Genomic DNA, 15,732 nt, shown 5'->3' with positions numbered 1-15,732 from the left:
ACCAAATCAAATACTCTTATCGAGAGTGGCGGAGGGATAGGCCCTGTGATGCCCGGCAACCAACAGACGATTCTGTCTGAAAAGGTGCTAATTCCTACAGAATCGATTGATAGGTTCTGATAGATAAGAGGAGGAAACTCCGTAATTTACGGCCCTCTTCTTAGCGAAGAGGGCTTTTTGTTGTCCTCTTCGGCAATATGTATCAATAAAAAACAGGGGGAATGGAAAATGACAAACTTAAAACCAGAAACATTATTGCTACACGGCGGGCAACAACCGGATCCAGCGACAGGGTCAAGAGGAGTGCCAATCTACAAAACCACTTCTTACGTCTTCAAGGATACACAACATGCACAGGATCTCTTCGGCCTGAAGGACACCGGCAATATCTATTCGCGCATCATGAATCCAACAGTTGATGTCTTTGAACAGAGAGTAGCATTATTAGAAGGCGGTACTGCAGCAGTTGCTCTTTCTTCGGGAATGGCTGCCATCGCATTCTCTATTTTAAATATTGCAGAAGCCGGCGATGAAATTGTAGCAGATAGTAGTCTGTATGGCGGCACTTACAATTTATTTGCGAACACCTTGCCGCGTTATGGCATCACGACCACATTCGTGGATGCTACAGATCCGGAAAATTTCAAAGCGGCAATTACAGAAAAAACCAAAGTTTTATTCGGTGAAATTATCGGCAACCCAAGCCTGAATGTCTTCGATGTAGAAAAGGTAGCAACAATTGCACATGAAAACGGAATTCCGTTATTGATTGATAACACATTTGCTTCTCCATACGGCAGCAATCCGATTGAATTTGGTGCAGATGTGGTTATTCATTCCGCTACGAAATGGATCGGCGGGCATGGCACAACGATTGGCGGGGTAGCCGTGGATGCTGGAACATTTAATTGGGATAATCCACGCTTCCCGAACTATACGCAGCCAGACGAATCGTATCACGGACTGCGTTATGGCATTGATGTGCCAGATGCGGCATTTGCGACAAAACTGCGCGTGCAACTATTGCGGGATTTTGGACCATCACTGAGTCCGGAAAGTGCGCATGCTTTTCTTCAAGGACTGGAGACGCTGCATTTGCGCATTCCGAAACATAGCAGCAATGCTCAGCTTATTGCGGATTATTTAAGGCAGCATCCACAAATCGAATGGGTCAATTTCTTAGGATTTGAAAATCATCCTTCCCATCAATTAGCGAAGAAATACTTGAAGAATGACGGATATGGCTCGATTGTCAATTTCGGTATCAAAGGCGGACGTGAAGCGGGCCGTAAAGTGATCGATAGCGTCAATCTCTGGTCGCATGTAGCCAATGTAGGAGATGCCAAATCGCTGATCATTCATCCGGCTTCCACCACGCATCAGCAGCTGAACGATGAAGAACTGAAATCATCCGGAGTAACGGAAGAGTTGATCCGCTTGTCTGTTGGGTTAGAAAACGCAGAAGATTTAATCGCCGATTTGGAGCAGGCGATACAGGTAGCCGTATTGGAAAACGTATAAGGAGGGATTTTCATGAAGACAGTATCCATCGGCTCTTTAACTCTGGATTCAACTGAGATTTTAAACGACGTAGAACTTGCATACGAACGTCTCGGAGACAAAAAAGCTCCGGCTATTCTGGTGTGCCATGCATTGACAGGCGACCAATATGCAATTGGCACAGAGGAAAATCCAGGGTGGTGGGCAGGATTAATCGGACCAGGCAAGCCGGTGGATACAACTGTTTTTCAAGTGATTACCTTCAACGTACTGGGCGGCTGCCATGGCTCGACTGGCCCATTATCAAAAAATCCGGAAACAGGAGAACCTTATCGTGCTGAGTTTCCAACACTGACCATACGTGATATGGTGCGGGCCGAATATCATGCCTTGAAAAAACTGGGGATCGACCATCTTGCCGGCGTGATAGGCGGCTCATTGGGTGGAATGAAAACCTTGGAATGGGGAAAATCGTATCCAGAATTTATTGATGCGGTTCTTCCTTTAGCTGTCACACCCTACTACGGCGATTACGGTGTTGCTTTTAACCATATCGGCATTTTGGCGATTGAGAATGATAGAGATTTCAACTCTGGAAATTATGAGGATTCGGCACTTTTAAAAGGATTTCAAGTAGCCAGAATGGCAGGCATGCTCACTTACCGCAGTGGCAATATGTTCAATCAGCGATTCGGACGCACCAGCGATGGCGATGAATTCAATGTACAGTCGTACTTGAATTATCAAGGTAAGAAATTGGCAGGGCGTTTTGATGCCAATAGCTATGTACTGCTGCTGAAAGCTATGAACACGCATGACATTCAAGATGCTGTTTTGGACATTCCTGTCTATTCCTTGTCCTTTACCCACGATTTACTTTATCCAAGTGAATTGATGGTTCCCTGGCTGGAAAAACAGACGACTGCAACTTGGGAAATTGTTGAAACGAATTTTGGCCACGATGGATTTCTGGTTGAATTTGAAAAATGGGGCGGATTTATCGAGGAAAAGTTAAAAAGTCTATTCGTGCCTGAACTCACGCGGTAGCTGAGGTTTTACAGAAAAAGCATCGGAGAGGGACTGTTCCCGTCTCCGATGCTTTTTTGGTAATCAGTCTTCGTCTTTAATATCCACATCTTCTGGAATAGGAATGGCGCGCCATTCCTCCAGCGCTCGCTTCGCCTCTTCCAACTGTTGGAAATGTGTCCCGAACTGAGAGGTGTTGATCATGTATTGTTCCCCATCATGTACTGCACGAATACGGCCTCCCAATACATAGCGATTGACTTGATCTTCAGGCATGGACAAAAAAGCGGCAGTTTCCTGGACTGTCATATACATAAGATCCCCCTCCTCTTTTCTTTTATTATAATAGAACAAGGTGGCTATCTCAAACCATCAGCGCCATGGTTGTTAGTAGGATAGTCTACTAGAAAGGCAGAGGTGAGATTTTGCATTATACAGCTTCTTTATTGGTGCTCATAGCAGCCATTTTATGGGGAACGACAGGAACAGCCCAATCTTTTTTTGACGGAACAGCACATCCGCTGTCGATTGGTGCTTTTCGCTTAGCGATTGGCGGTTTTTCCTTGCTGCTTTTCGTGCTGGTCTTTGGAAAATTGTCAGTCCGCTCGATTCCATGGCCCGCTGCCATGCTGTCTGCCATTAGCATGGCGCTGTTTCAGCCTCTCTTTTTTTCGTCTGTCCAATTGACCGGGGTTGCTATTGGGACCGTCGTGACAATCGGCAGTGCACCTGTATTGACGGGGATAATCGAATGGACGGCCTTAAGAAAGAAGCCAGACAGAGTGTGGGCTATGGCTACGTTGCTGGCATTAGTGGGATGATTTCTGTTATTTGCCAACAAAGGACAACTGGTGGACCCAACGGGAATCGCCATGGCGCTTGGTGCGAGGTTTTCTTTTGCGATTTATGCTCTTGCTAGTAAAAATGTACTCAAGGGGATGGAACCCGTTGCCGCTGTTGCGGTGGTTTTTTCACTGAGCGCCTGCTATCTATTTCCTTTTTTATTATTTTTTGATTTATCCTACATAACCGTTCCAGGAAACTTCTGGCTGCTTATCTATTTAGGGATTGGTGCGACGAACTTATCGTACATATTATTTTCTTTTGGATTGAAACAGATTCCTTCTTCTTTTGCAGTGACTTTATCATTGGCAGAACCATTGACGGTCGCTATTTTGGGGGTGCTTGTGGTAGGTGAAGCGTTGAGCGGCCTTTCATGGATTGGCGTAGGGTTGCTCTTATTCGGCATTATCGTATTGACGATGGGCAGGAAAGGAAAGCTATCTTCTTAAGAATTTCTATTTTCTTATAGCAGGACTGCTCACTGAGTGAGCAATTTTTTTGCTGAAAAGTTTATTTCTAGTGAAGGATGGGGATAGTAAATAAGATCTAAAAAATTATAAAAGGGGTTGAGCATATGAACGAAGTAGGAAATTCCTTCAGAGGGGTCGGCAATACGATCATCGATTATATTCCGAACGTATTAGGCGCATTGTTGTTATTGCTTATGGCATGGATTGTAGCGACGATTGTACGGGCGATCTTCACGAAAGGATTGAAAAAAGCAGGCGTTGACAAAGCTATGGTTAAAGGCCATATGGCAAAAACGAAAGAAGATGCGGACAGCAAATTGGATTCTATAGGGAAAATTCTTTATTACCTAATCTTCATTTTGTTTATTCCGAGCGTTTTACAGACTCTCGATATGAACAACGTAGCACAGCCGATCTCAAATATGATGGACAAGCTATTGGCATTTCTGCCGAATCTTTTTATGGCCATCATTATTATTGTGATTGGTTACTTTGTAGCAAAGTTTGTGAAAAATCTTGTATTCAGCCTTTTGGCAGCAATCAATATCGATAAGTGGTTCAATAAATTCACCAGCAAAACTGGTGGTGCATCAACAGGAACTGCGAGAATGGACAATAGCGACAAATCGACACTAGCAAACGTTCTAGCCAATGTGGTCTTTGTCATCGTATTGATTCCGATCATAACGATTGCTTTGGAAACTTTGAATATCCGCTCTATTTCTGAACCGATTGTTAATATGCTCAATCAGGTTCTCAATATGATCCCGAACATCTTTGTAGCGATCATTTTGATATTGGTAGGTGTCTTGATTGCTAAATTCGTAGGAGATTTATTGATCAGTCTATTGAATGGGACAGGCATCAACCGATTTTCGACATACTTGAGTCCTGATAAATCAAAAGCACCGAGCTTTGATATTGCAAACATTATCGGCAAGGTAGTGCAGGCAATCATCATCATCTTCTTCACAGTGGAAGCGATGAACGTCTTGCAGCTTGATGTATTGAATGGCATAGGTGAAGCCGTTATCGGATACTTGCCGCTTCTCATTAGCTCATTGATCATCTTGGGTCTTGGATTAGTTGGAGGCAGTTTGCTCGGAAATTATATCAAGCAGACTTCTGGCAACCGTTTCCTTGGAGCCGTCGTAAAATACGTCATTATTATTATTGCCGTATTCATGACATTGGATCAGCTGAATTTTGCAACAAACATTGTCAACTTGGCATTCCTGTTTATCATTGCGGGACTTGCAGTGGCATTTGCCATTTCCTTCGGTATGGGCGGACGCGAATTTGCGAAGCGCCAGCTTGAAAAGTTAGAAAAGAAAATGGAACAAGAAAACGATAAACCAAATCTATAGGCTCAACTCAGACCCCCCTTTTAGGCTTTTAGCTGCTTAAAGGAGGGTTTTTTGGTTCTGCCGATAATGCATAATTATCCGACTAAATGAGAGGGTGGAAATTACTTCAACTAGTTTTATAAGAATATAAGATATATTAGAATATAAAAAAATAATAGAATATTGAATAAATATACTATATATGCAGAATTATATAAGTTGAATTAAAGAAACAGCTTTTTCAACTCAACGAGGAGGGGAAACGAAGAAATCGCTCCAGACGGACGCTTTGGGCCCACAGGATGTGGGTCATGCAACTGGCGCGACAGGACGTCGCGGTGCCAGTTGCCAAGGATGTCGCTTCACTGCTCCAGCAGGAAAGTCATTGAACGAAGAGAGTTCGGGCAATAGCTTTGCGACGAAGCTAGCGCGGCGATGCAGGAGCACATCTTTGCCCTTCACCGTCTTGCGCTCTTTCTTCTAAGCATCCTTAAGTAACGAGTCATCCGGATACGGAGCAAACCAGCGGAGACTCTTATGAGAGCAGCGTAAGTGACATGGAAAGAAATTCACTCGGACAGCCCGAGTTCGTTCGGCGCCAGCTCTTAGCAGCTGATTGGCGGAACATTAACAGCCCGGAATCATTCGTTCAACTTACATAGCTAAAATTTTTGAGGATTAATCAGTGGCTGAAATTGAATTTAATAATTTTAAAATAATAGTTTAAATAATTAAAAAATTCAGTTGACTTATTTTTATGCAAACGGTTACAATCAAAGGAGTTATTAACACTATAAAATTAAGGGGAGGAGTCTTAGAAAAAAATGAGCGAACGCTCAGTTGGGGAAGAAAAGCAATAGGAATTCAGTTGGAATGGGGGATACGATGAAAGCATACAAAAAGGAAGTGCAGTTTACAATTTGGATGACGGCCGCCTTTATTGTGGTAGGGAATGTAGGACTAATTTTCTCCATCTTTCCAGTAGATGGCATGTTGTTTGGTTTTCCTGTCATGTACATTGTGCCGATTTTGATGGGTTGGTTTGGTGTCTTTTTTCTGACAATCGTAGCTGGAAAAATTGGCAATCGCATTGATGATGAAATTGATAGTGAGAACGACGCACTCGGAATTTCTGACGAAGTAAAGGATGTGTAGATGATGGAAGCTCAAAACTGGCAATTATCCAATCCAATTCTTGGTTTAGCGGTTGTGGGAGCGACTTTTTTATTGTTTTATATCGTCGGATTCCTGTCCAACCGGAAAAGCGCCTCAGCTAAAGATCTTTACATAGGCGGTGGAAATGTTGGTGCTTTCACCAATGGCCTAGCAATGGCGGCAACTTATATGAGTTTGGCGACATTCTTGGGTATCACGGCGCTGATTCTCCAGTTGCAGGTGCCGTTTATCATGTTGTGGATTCAGTTGATTTTGGCAATTCCATTGATCACCATCATTTATGGAACGAGCCTTCGCCGGATGGGTGCTTTTTCTCCTACCCATTTTATCCGCGACCGATATGGAGTGACGGCCTCCATCATTGCCGCTCTTTTCATGATTTTGGTGTCTATCATGTATGCCCTCGGGCAAATGATCGGAATCGCCATCACGTTTGAAACTTTATTGGGAATCCCTTATTTAACAGGACTTTTTGTTTTCGGCATTATTATCGTCGGTTACATCACAATCGGGGGCATGGCGGGAGCGACGAACAACGCAGCGATTCAAATGGTCATTATCGCTTTGATGTTCATCTTGCCGCTTGGCGCGATCATGAAAGCGGTCGGAGCAACTGGCTGGTATTTTCCGCCTTTGTTCTATTCGGATATGGTTCCAGCCATGCTGGAATCTTTGCCGACATTCTTCGACTATCAGTTCTCACCAAAGTGGTACTTCTCCATTATTCCAGCTTTGACGATTGGGGCTTTGGGGCTTCCGCATTTAGCCATGCGTGTTTACACGGCATCCAATCTGAAAAGCGCACGCTCAGCGATGGTCTGGTTCGCATTCATTCTAGGGCTGGTGTTCTCAGCGACTTATGCAATGGGCTTTGTAGGCGTTTATGCGACTGCTACCCAAGGGCTGGTCATTTCAGACGGAGATGCTGATAAACTGACGATCATCCTGAATCTCGTCTACAATCCGGAATGGGTGACTGCACTTGTCATCGCCGGTGCGATTTCAGCGGGCCTTTCGACTTTGAGTGGCAATTTGCTGGCAATCGGCGCTTTAATTTCTCAGGATATCATCGCTACTTTAAAGCCGAATATTCCACAGCGTTTAAGTCTTCGGATCGGATTCGTGGCTATCTTTGCAGGTGGATTGGTCAGCATCCTGCTGGCAATCCAGCCGCCTGCTTTCCTAGTTGTCAGTATTCTGTGGGCATTCGGATTGGCGGGAGTCACGAATGCACCGCTGATCATTGTCGGTGTTTGGTGGAAAGAAGCCAATAAATTTGGAGCCATTGCCGCCTCTGTAGTCGGTGGTGCCATTTACATTATCGTCTCGCCATTCGTTTTCCCGAACATCGTCTTGACGGGGCACGGGGTCACGGATGGAATGGGTCTATCGGGCGCAATGCTCGCTGTGCCGATTAGTTTTATCTTGCTGATTGTCGTTTCCTATATTACTAACCGCATGCCGGGTCTGGCGAACAAGCTGACCAAGCAATCGGATATTGAATTGATCGAACGCATCCACGGTTGGAAGGATATTAAATCATACCGCTATAACAGCACAGTAGGTGCCGGGGTAACGGTGGTGGTTTCTGCAGTTGTCGCGATATGGGCTTTGATGCCTTGGGGGATGTAAGGAATGAAAGAAAGGGTGAGTAAAATGGTCGGAAAAATGGTTGCTTTAAATGATTCATCTTTTCGGTCATTTTTAGAATTGCCGAAAACCCAATGGGTGAGCAATCTGTTACTGTTTATCGTTGGCTTGGGCTATGGCGCGATTTCAATCGCGTCAAATGCCCCATACATAGCAAGTTACGATTCAACTTTGCTGCAAAATTTCATTGTTCCGGCGATCTTCATTCTTTTCGGGTTATTGATGGCTTTTATTACAAAAATCGGTCTGGCACTGCTGCTTTGGGCAGGGTCAAAAGGACTTGGAGGAAAAGGGCTCTTGCGTGACATCAATCGCGCGGCGCCGGTTGCACTGCTCCCTGGATTATTAGGTGCTCCGTATCTGGCGAATGCTGGAAATGGCCATCCGCTGGTCTATATACTGCTAGTAGTAGGAATTATCTGGATGTACTTTGTATGTTCCAAAATCATCAAAACAACTCAAAATTTTACAACCGTAAAAGCTTATTTAGCAGCATTGGCAGCATTCGTGTTTTTAGCAAGCGTTTATTACCTGATTATCCCGCAGGTGTGAAGAAAAATAGAATGGAGGCTATCCTATGGAATTCAAAGATTTAATTGCTCCGGAGCATTACAATATTACTTCGGAGTTGGAGAAATACAAAGAAGAAAGCGACCGATTGGCGATTCGCTGGCTTGACGGTGACGGCAATCGGGAAGATCTTTCTTATAAAGAGCTAGTTGGCAAAATGAATCAATACGCTCAAGTATTGTTAAAGCTCGGCATTAAGAAAGGCGATCGAATGCTGATCATCCTTCCTCGGATTCCAGCAGCCTATATTACGTATTTGGCTTGTCTGCGTGCGGGAATTGTGGCAATTCCATGTTCAGAAATGCTTCGGAAAAAAGATTTGGTTTACCGGATGCACCATTCGGGTGCCAAGGGAGTCGTCGCGCATTACAAAACCACCAAGGAGACCAACTCTATTGATGAAAAAGTGGATGCGCTGAACAATAAATTGATCATTGGTGGCACAGAAGAGGGTTGGCAATCTTTCGAAGAACTGGCAGAAAAAGAAACGCCGGAATTCGAAGGCGTGCAGACCCACCGTGAAGACATGGCGTTTCTATCGTATACATCCGGCACTACCGGCAATCCAAAAGGCGTAGTGCATGTCCATGGCTGGGGTTATGCGCATGTGCGGACAGCAGCAACAAAATGGCTAGGTGTCCAAAGCGGCGATATGGTATGGGCAACTGCTGCTCCTGGCTGGCAGAAATGGATTTGGAGTCCGTTTTTATCGACCATTACACTTGGTGCCACAGCATTTGTTTATAATGGACCGTTCGATGCCTTGAAATACCTGGATTTATTGAAAGATGAACAGATCAATGTCCTTTGCTGTACACCGACAGAATACCGGATCATGGCGAAAGTGGAGAATCTGGACTCCTACAAACTGCCAGCATTGAGGTCTGCAGTGTCTGCTGGAGAACCTTTAAATCGACAAGTGATTGAAGCGTTCCAGCAAGCATTTGAAATTAATGTTCGTGATGGTTATGGGCAGACAGAAAATACTCTGCTTGTCGGAACGCTCCAGGATATGGAAGTGAAACCGGGATCGATGGGCAAACCGACGCCGGGAAATCCGGTTGATATCATCAATGACGAAGGACAACCGACAGCTATAGGAGAAGTGGGGGATATCGCCGTTCACCGTGACTGTCCGGCATTGTTCCGAGAGTATTACCAGGATTCCGAGCGGACAAAGGCAGCATTCCGGGGAGATTGGTATTTAACCGGAGACCAGGCGACACGTGATGAAGATGGTTATTTCTGGTTCGAAGGACGAAGTGATGATATCATCATCAGCTCGGGTTATACGATCGGGCCTTTCGAAGTCGAAGATGCACTCATGAAGCATGCAGCGATACAGGAGTGTGCAGTTGTAGCCGCTCCGGATGAGATTCGCGGTAATATCGTTAAAGCTTATGTTGTTTTGCGCAATCCAGACGATTTCCCAGATAAAGAAGTTTTAGTGAAGCAGCTGCAGGACCATGTTAAGCAAATTACGGCACCCTATAAATATCCGCGCATCATCGAGTTTATGGATGAGCTCCCAAAGACTGCTTCGGGCAAAATTCGCCGCGTGGAACTACGGAAATTAAATGCATAATTGAAAAATGCCAGACAGCTTTTAAGCTGTCCGGTATTTTTTAGGTTTATTTAGGGGGAGATATGAGTTTATGCTGAAATGCATAAATAACTGCTTGGGTCCGGTCATGAACTTCTAATTTCCCCAAGATATTGCTGACATGGGTCTTGACTGTTTTCAAGGCGATGAATAATTGATCAGCAATTTCCTGGTTGGTCAACCCGGCAGCGAGCAACAGAAGGATTTCTGTCTCGCGTTCTGTCAGTTCATCGTGCAGGACGCGTTCATGGCGCATTTGCTTCATCATTTTAGTCATAACCTCGGGTTCAAGAACAGGCATACCGTTCATGGTTTCACGAATAGAATCGGCGATCCGTGAAGCTTTCGAAGTCTTCAATATGTAACTGACGGCACCCGCTTGAAGAGCTGGGTAGACTTTGTCGTCATCAAGAAAACTGGTGACAATCATAATTTTCGCTTGTGGCCATTGGTCGATAATGGCTTTTGTCGCTTCTGCTCCATTCATGATGGGCATGACCATATCCATTAAAATTAGATCTGGTCGCAAGTCTAATGCCATTTGCACGGCTTCTTGTCCGTTTGTGGCTTCACCGGCAACCTCCATATCCTTTTGAGACTGTAAGTAAGCTGAGACACCTATGCGCACCATTTCATGGTCATCCACTAATAAGATTCGAATCATGGGTTTTCTTCCTTTCAATCGGAACTTTTACTTCCACAATCGTACCTTCCGAAGGCACTGAAATAATTTTGCTCGTGGCACCGATTTCAATGGCGCGTTCTTCAATATGCTTGAGACCGTAAGAAGTCGATTTGGATTGTTCACTTTCAAATCCGACGCCATTGTCCTGTATGCGTAAAATCGCGAAATTGTCGCGCTCGACAAATAAGATATGAACTTCGGTTGCTTTTGAATGGCGCAAGGTATTGGATAAAGTTTCTTGGGCAATGCGGAACAAATGATCTTCTGCCCCTTTTTGCAAAGGCACTTCTTCTAATTTATGATCAATTGTAAAATGAACTTTTTCTTTCAGCTCACTGACCAATTCAAATAGTCCTTGACGTAAACTTTTGTCGTGAAGAGCAGCGGGACGCAAATGCAGAAGCAGCGCCCGCATTTCCAATTGCGCCTGCTGGATCATCTTCTCTGTTTGCAGTAATCCGGGCTGCACATCCTCGCTTTCAGTCATAGATGACAGCAGCATGGAAGCCGCGAAAAGCTGTTGGGAAACAGAGTCATGAAGCTCTCTGGCAAGCCGTTGACGTTCCACAATCAAACGCTCCTGGATGATCTGATCCTGCGTTTCTGCACGTTCATTGGCAATGCGCGTTAAGCTTTTGCGTTGTGTTTCAAGAAGCTTTTGTAGTTTGAAGATTGAGCTGGATAAATTACGGGGCAAAGTTTTCATATGCGCTGCTTGAACGACGGTGTTGTCTTCATTCCTCAGGAGAGCTTGGAAAATTTCTTCGATTTCTTGTACTTTTGATCGTGACAGCGATTCAGTCCACCACGAGATACCGATAGACAAAGCGAGCATGAGAACAATTAGCCAAATGCCGAGCGGCAGTCCAGCAATAAAATCTTCCCATAAAACAGCCCAACTCTTAAACGATGGCAAGCCAAGTAAAGCAAACAAGATACTGAAGACGATCAAAGCGAAAAGGGAAATGAAAAATAGACTACGCGGGACAATTTGTCTCATCGGCGAATCACCTCGACATCTCCCATCCAAGTGGTCACAGAGACGATCAATTCGACTTTATTGCCTTCGTCTGCTGGATAACCATCTTCCGCATGAATCGTACCATTAAGAATTCGCTGATTGTCGCCATTGAAAAAGCGAGCTTCTCCTAGCAGTGTGGAATAAAAGATGCGGACAGGAACTTCATAAGGTACAACAACTTGAATTTTTCCGAAGCCTTGCCGAATGGAAATGAGTGATGTTTTTTTAGGTAATACAGTTTGTGTCGTGTCTACTAGGATATCACCGATAAAACCTTGCACGTGAATGTCTTTCCATTCATAAGCCTCAACCGCTGTGCTTTGTATTGACATGACTTTGTTTTGAATCAGCCCTTTGTCTGTCGCGCCGTAGACGGGTGCTGTTTGAAGCCACTCTTCGCCTTTCCATAAACGAAGCAGTAAATAAACTGCAAGACCGAATACCATCAGACGTAGACTCCACATTGACAAAATTGAAACACCAATAAGAAAAGCGCCTGTCCAAAAGTAAGAACGACGATATTTGCCCTTATTTCTTAATGCATAGTAAATCGTTCCGATACCAAGAAGGATCAAAAACACACTGCCGTTTCCGAAAAAGGCGGCTTCCACGAATATCAGTAATAAGGCACTCAATAGAAAAAATGTTTGTCTATTTGTTGAAAAATGCTGCATGGCTTTTGCCTCCTTCTTTGTATCAGAAAAAATGAGAAGAAGAAAACTTCTTCTCACGCCAGTTTAAACAATTTCTTTTTGGTTTGTGCTATTTTTTTCTAAAGATTCCAGACGGCGTTCCATCGCTGAACGCTCGTGTCGTTCTTCGACTTTAGCACCAAGTGTCGTGATATAAGATGTCATATCATCAAATGAACCAATTCGTTCAGCGACGAGTTCAGGGCTTATCACTTTATCCATTTGGTAATGAGCGCGCGTTGCGTTTTCCTTGCCCATCAATTGTAGCTGCTTTACTTTCATGTCCTTCACTTTATGCTTCATTTCCTCGTAACGGTGCTCTAGCCCCGTCAGTTCAGCGATGTTTTCACCCAAGTTGCTTTGCAGCACCGCGACCCGGGCAGCGTAGGCTTGAACTTCCATTGCTGCAAAATCAGCGAGATCGCTTTCGCCCGAAGTTTTTGCCAGTCCCAGCTGACTTTGACGCTTGTCGAGCATAGCAGATGCTTCAGCCAATTCTTTCTCCAGTTTACCATTCAGTTGAGCTTGGCGCTCCACCCATTTTCCAGTAGCCGTTGTTTGATTTTCTGCTTCTGTAATATAGCGATTCAGCAAAACGAGTGGATTTTTTTCCTCTTTTTTTGCAACGACAGTATCCAGGTCGGTTGCGACGGCAAATTTGAAACGGTCCCATAAAGTTGTCATTTTCGGTTCCTCCTTATTTGCTTAATTTATTCCATTGCTGTTCAAAATTCGTAAATGGATCGCTTTCTTTTACAGCTACAACAGAAACGTTTTGGCCATTCCATTTGCGGTAGATGATCCACAAAGCGACGAGGGCGGCGACGCCAATCAAAGCCGGCACATTCGAAATGGCTGAAATCCCCCCAACAACAGCTACGGATGCCCACCATACTTTAGCTAATGTGGATAGGCTTCTTAAATAGTAATGCACCCCTGCATAGATGATTAATAAGGATACTGCCAACCCGAATATTGATCCGATATTGGAAAGTGCGACGATTCCGGCAATGATGCCGAGGGTAATTAACCAAAATTTGTTCATCTTTTTTCCTCCTCTCAATTTCTATCCTAATCATACTAAGAAAGTGGATTTTCCAATACGGTCTCTGACTGCATCTTTTACTAGGTCTTGAGCCGTAGAAGCGTCTAGGTAAGGTGGATAGGTGTGTTTTAATCGCGCCGGCCACTTTGGGCATAGCTCCCGCCAGAAGCCAAGCAAAGCCCGTTTGTCTTCTGGCTTCGCTTAGCCCGTGGGCGCGGCGACGCTTTGCGAGCGGGTAATCAGGAGTTCATTTGCGAAGGGCATGAGTTGGAATGCTATACTATTTTTCATACAGAGATTCATGTTAAAAGAAGAAAGAGGTGTTTTTATGAAAATAGTCGCGGGCATCGGTAGTATGTTATTAATTTATACAGCGCTTGTTGCGTATTTGGGCTGGGCGGTTTATTTCTGGCTTATAAGTTTTTTAGATGGTGTTAATCTGTGGCTTTTTGCGGCTTTTTGGTTCGTTATTGCTTTTAGCTATGTGATTGGAAGAATCGGTCATAAATGGCTTGGTTTTACGATCCTGGGTTCGTATTGGTTTGCTTTTTTGCAGTATGCAATTTTGCTGATTCCGACGGCGAATGTTGTTGTGCTAGTGGTAGATTTAAAAAACGATGTGTTCGTTGTAGGGTCCTTAACAGTAATTATTTTACTCATGCTATTCCTTGCCGGAACTTATTTGGCGTACAGTCCGGTTGTTCGAAAGCTTGAGATTACAGTAGAAGGTCAAGCGGTAGAACCACTTCATATGGTCATAGGTTCCGATTTTCACTTAGGTTTTTTATCGGGGAAAAGACATTTGCGACGCTTTGTTAAAAAAACAAACGCGCTCGATCCGGATGTTGTATTTTTAGCAGGTGATTTAGTGGACGATGATCCGGTATGGTATGCACGTTATGGTATGTCGGAAGTTATGGAACAACTGAAACCATCTCTTGGTGTTTACGGTGTTTTAGGAAATCACGAATATTACGGCAAGAAAATTCCATTGCTAGTAAAGGTAATGGAAAAGTCAGGTGTGAAAATTTTAAGAGACGAAACTATTTTAATTGCTAATCGTTTCTATTTGACGGGACGTGAAGACCGCACAAATAGTAATCGGCTGTCGTTACGCGAGTTGAAACCTGAAAAAGGCGCATTGCCTTGGATTGTGATGGACCACACACCTTCCGATTTGAATACGCCAAAAGAATTAGGCGCAGATTTGCATATGTCCGGTCATACGCATAAAGGTCAAATGTGGCCCAATCATTTATTGACAAAGCGAATTTTCGAACTAGATTATGGGTATCGCTTAATAGAAAAGACGCATTTTCTCGTGTCTTCAGGATTTGGTTTTTGGGGACCGCCCTTGCGTATCGGAAGCCGTTCTGAATTGTGGTCGGTAACTATGAATTTCCGGCCATCTTCTTAAGAGGAGTGGTTACATGGAGGATTGGATTACTTCAGTTATGTCGGATTATGGCTATTTCGGTATATTTTTTCTTATGATGTTGGAAAATGTGTTCCCGCCGATTCCATCAGAAGTCATTTTGACGGTCGGCGGATTTATGACGACTACAACTACGATGACGATACCAGGTGTGATTTTAGCATCAACTGCTGGCTCGGTCATTGGAGCGGTGGTCCTGTATGGCGTTGGTTTGTTGCTAGATGTTGAGCGTCTGGAGAAAATTATAGACAAATATGGCAATTGGCTTCGTGTGAAAAAGGAGGATATACATAAAGCGGATGACTGGTTTGAACGATTTGGAGTTTGGACAGTATTTTTTGGCCGCTTGATCCCTTTGGTACGCAGTTTAATTTCCATTCCCGCAGGTATGTCGAATATGAAATTTTGGTTGTTTATAACGTTTACCACACTCGGAACTCTGCTATGGAATACCATACTGGTGTTCGTGGGTGAAGCGGTGGGCGACAACCGAGAACAAATCATGCGTCAGCTAGGGCTTTATTCCAACGTCGTTTATGCTTTGATTGCTCTAGCGGCAGTAGGAGCTGTTTGGTATTACGTGAAAAAAGTTAGAGTGCGCCACTAACGGAAAACTGCTGGCAATTGCCGGCAGTTTTTTAAATTGTTATAATTGTTGAATAATAGAGGA

17 protein-coding genes and 1 riboswitch are annotated in these 15,732 nt (G+C 44.2%); of the genes, 11 read left to right on the top strand and 6 right to left on the bottom strand.

The annotated features are described in order from the left end of the window. Positions 1-13: 13 nt before the first annotated feature. Positions 14-130: riboswitch (SAM riboswitch) on the top strand. Positions 131-228: 98 nt separating this feature from the next. Together BBH88_RS15210 and metX are read left to right on the top strand one after the other, a co-directional pair. Then, positions 229-1,521, top strand: a complete 1,293-nt coding sequence (locus tag BBH88_RS15210; RefSeq protein WP_006829133.1) for an O-acetylhomoserine aminocarboxypropyltransferase/cysteine synthase family protein — start codon at positions 229-231, stop codon at positions 1,519-1,521. A 12-nt stretch (positions 1,522-1,533) separates the two neighbouring features. Next, positions 1,534-2,547, top strand: coding sequence for a homoserine O-acetyltransferase MetX (gene metX / locus BBH88_RS15205; RefSeq protein WP_065536565.1), 1,014 nt, complete (start codon positions 1,534-1,536; stop codon positions 2,545-2,547). A gap of 63 nt (positions 2,548-2,610) precedes the next feature. Here the strand turns inward: metX and BBH88_RS15200 are convergent, their stop codons facing one another. Beyond that, the gene (locus BBH88_RS15200; protein ID WP_006829135.1) at positions 2,611-2,841 is read right to left on the bottom strand and encodes a helix-turn-helix domain-containing protein; all 231 of its coding nucleotides are present in this window, start codon (positions 2,839-2,841) and stop codon (positions 2,611-2,613) included. 110 nt (positions 2,842-2,951) lie between these two features. Here BBH88_RS15200 and BBH88_RS19935 point away from each other — a divergent pair, with 110 nt between their 5' ends. The 7 genes from BBH88_RS19935 to mbcS all read left to right on the top strand — a co-directional run bounded on the left by BBH88_RS19935 (position 2,952) and on the right by mbcS (position 10,166). After that, complete coding sequence (locus tag BBH88_RS19935; RefSeq protein WP_331243596.1) at positions 2,952-3,347, top strand: DMT family transporter; 396 nt, start codon at positions 2,952-2,954, stop codon at positions 3,345-3,347. A gap of 30 nt (positions 3,348-3,377) precedes the next feature. Then, a complete protein-coding gene (locus BBH88_RS19930; RefSeq protein WP_238532160.1) occupies positions 3,378-3,818 on the top strand; it encodes an EamA family transporter in 441 nt (146 codons plus the stop codon). Positions 3,819-3,943: 125 nt separating this feature from the next. Next, the gene (locus BBH88_RS15190; RefSeq protein WP_006829136.1) at positions 3,944-5,206 is read left to right on the top strand and encodes a mechanosensitive ion channel; all 1,263 of its coding nucleotides are present in this window, start codon (positions 3,944-3,946) and stop codon (positions 5,204-5,206) included. An 864-nt stretch (positions 5,207-6,070) separates the two neighbouring features. After that, positions 6,071-6,340, top strand: coding sequence for a hypothetical protein (locus BBH88_RS15185; RefSeq protein WP_040852053.1), 270 nt, complete (start codon positions 6,071-6,073; stop codon positions 6,338-6,340). Continuing rightward, positions 6,341-7,993 (top strand): solute symporter family protein, encoded by a 1,653-nt coding sequence (locus tag BBH88_RS15180; RefSeq protein WP_238323340.1) that lies wholly within the window; start codon positions 6,341-6,343, stop codon positions 7,991-7,993. It abuts the gene before it with no gap. Positions 7,994-7,996: 3 nt separating this feature from the next. Beyond that, on the top strand, positions 7,997-8,563 hold the full coding sequence (locus BBH88_RS15175; RefSeq protein WP_006829139.1) for a YIP1 family protein: 567 nt from the start codon (positions 7,997-7,999) through the stop codon (positions 8,561-8,563). 25 nt (positions 8,564-8,588) lie between these two features. Further along, complete coding sequence (mbcS, locus tag BBH88_RS15170) at positions 8,589-10,166, top strand: acyl-CoA synthetase MbcS (RefSeq protein WP_065536566.1); 1,578 nt, start codon at positions 8,589-8,591, stop codon at positions 10,164-10,166. A gap of 46 nt (positions 10,167-10,212) precedes the next feature. Here the strand turns inward: mbcS and BBH88_RS15165 are convergent, their stop codons facing one another. The 5 genes from BBH88_RS15165 to BBH88_RS15145 all read right to left on the bottom strand — a co-directional run bounded on the left by BBH88_RS15165 (position 10,213) and on the right by BBH88_RS15145 (position 13,627). Beyond that, positions 10,213-10,848 carry a response regulator transcription factor gene (locus BBH88_RS15165; protein WP_006829141.1) on the bottom strand — a complete coding sequence of 212 codons (636 nt, stop codon included), beginning with the start codon at positions 10,846-10,848 and terminating at the stop codon, positions 10,213-10,215. Continuing rightward, on the bottom strand, positions 10,823-11,869 hold the full coding sequence (locus tag BBH88_RS15160; RefSeq protein ID WP_065536567.1) for a sensor histidine kinase: 1,047 nt from the start codon (positions 11,867-11,869) through the stop codon (positions 10,823-10,825). The genes BBH88_RS15165 and BBH88_RS15160 overlap by 26 nt, the downstream gene beginning before the upstream one ends. Next, positions 11,866-12,564: a cell wall-active antibiotics response protein LiaF gene (gene liaF / locus BBH88_RS15155; protein ID WP_006829143.1), complete on the bottom strand. Its 699-nt coding sequence runs from the start codon at positions 12,562-12,564 to the stop codon at positions 11,866-11,868. The genes BBH88_RS15160 and liaF overlap by 4 nt, the downstream gene beginning before the upstream one ends. Before the next feature lie 63 nt (positions 12,565-12,627). Continuing rightward, entirely contained in the window at positions 12,628-13,266 is a 639-nt protein-coding gene (locus tag BBH88_RS15150) for a PspA/IM30 family protein (protein ID WP_065536568.1), read from the bottom strand. Positions 13,267-13,279: 13 nt separating this feature from the next. Further along, a complete protein-coding gene (locus tag BBH88_RS15145) occupies positions 13,280-13,627 on the bottom strand; it encodes a lmo0954 family membrane protein (protein ID WP_065536569.1) in 348 nt (115 codons plus the stop codon). A gap of 328 nt (positions 13,628-13,955) precedes the next feature. Between BBH88_RS15145 and BBH88_RS15140 the strand changes: the two genes are divergently transcribed. After that, complete coding sequence (locus tag BBH88_RS15140) at positions 13,956-15,044, top strand: metallophosphoesterase (RefSeq protein ID WP_065536570.1); 1,089 nt, start codon at positions 13,956-13,958, stop codon at positions 15,042-15,044. A 13-nt stretch (positions 15,045-15,057) separates the two neighbouring features. Next, a complete protein-coding gene (locus BBH88_RS15135) occupies positions 15,058-15,669 on the top strand; it encodes a DedA family protein (RefSeq protein ID WP_006829147.1) in 612 nt (203 codons plus the stop codon). Positions 15,670-15,732 lie beyond the last annotated feature (63 nt).

The sequence above is a fragment of the Planococcus antarcticus DSM 14505 genome (genome assembly GCF_001687565.2).
Classification (GTDB): domain Bacteria; phylum Bacillota; class Bacilli; order Bacillales_A; family Planococcaceae; genus Planococcus; species Planococcus antarcticus.
Note: the sequence above shows the minus strand (reverse complement) of the source record. Positions and strands in the feature narration are given on the sequence as shown.

Coding starts and splice junctions, on each gene's coding strand:
- BBH88_RS15135 (WP_006829147.1), top strand. CDS start 15,058: ATGGAGGATTGGATTACTTCAGTTATGTCGGATTATGGCTATTTCGGT.
- mbcS (WP_065536566.1), top strand. CDS start 8,589: ATGGAATTCAAAGATTTAATTGCTCCGGAGCATTACAATATTACTTCG.
- BBH88_RS15160 (WP_065536567.1), bottom strand. CDS start 11,869: ATGAGACAAATTGTCCCGCGTAGTCTATTTTTCATTTCCCTTTTCGCT.
- BBH88_RS15180 (WP_238323340.1), top strand. CDS start 6,341: ATGATGGAAGCTCAAAACTGGCAATTATCCAATCCAATTCTTGGTTTA.
- BBH88_RS15140 (WP_065536570.1), top strand. CDS start 13,956: ATGAAAATAGTCGCGGGCATCGGTAGTATGTTATTAATTTATACAGCG.
- BBH88_RS15150 (WP_065536568.1), bottom strand. CDS start 13,266: ATGACAACTTTATGGGACCGTTTCAAATTTGCCGTCGCAACCGACCTG.
- BBH88_RS15175 (WP_006829139.1), top strand. CDS start 7,997: ATGAAAGAAAGGGTGAGTAAAATGGTCGGAAAAATGGTTGCTTTAAAT.
- BBH88_RS15190 (WP_006829136.1), top strand. CDS start 3,944: ATGAACGAAGTAGGAAATTCCTTCAGAGGGGTCGGCAATACGATCATC.
- liaF (WP_006829143.1), bottom strand. CDS start 12,564: ATGCAGCATTTTTCAACAAATAGACAAACATTTTTTCTATTGAGTGCC.
- BBH88_RS15165 (WP_006829141.1), bottom strand. CDS start 10,848: ATGATTCGAATCTTATTAGTGGATGACCATGAAATGGTGCGCATAGGT.
- BBH88_RS15200 (WP_006829135.1), bottom strand. CDS start 2,841: ATGTATATGACAGTCCAGGAAACTGCCGCTTTTTTGTCCATGCCTGAA.
- BBH88_RS15145 (WP_065536569.1), bottom strand. CDS start 13,627: ATGAACAAATTTTGGTTAATTACCCTCGGCATCATTGCCGGAATCGTC.
- BBH88_RS15210 (WP_006829133.1), top strand. CDS start 229: ATGACAAACTTAAAACCAGAAACATTATTGCTACACGGCGGGCAACAA.
- BBH88_RS15185 (WP_040852053.1), top strand. CDS start 6,071: ATGAAAGCATACAAAAAGGAAGTGCAGTTTACAATTTGGATGACGGCC.
- metX (WP_065536565.1), top strand. CDS start 1,534: ATGAAGACAGTATCCATCGGCTCTTTAACTCTGGATTCAACTGAGATT.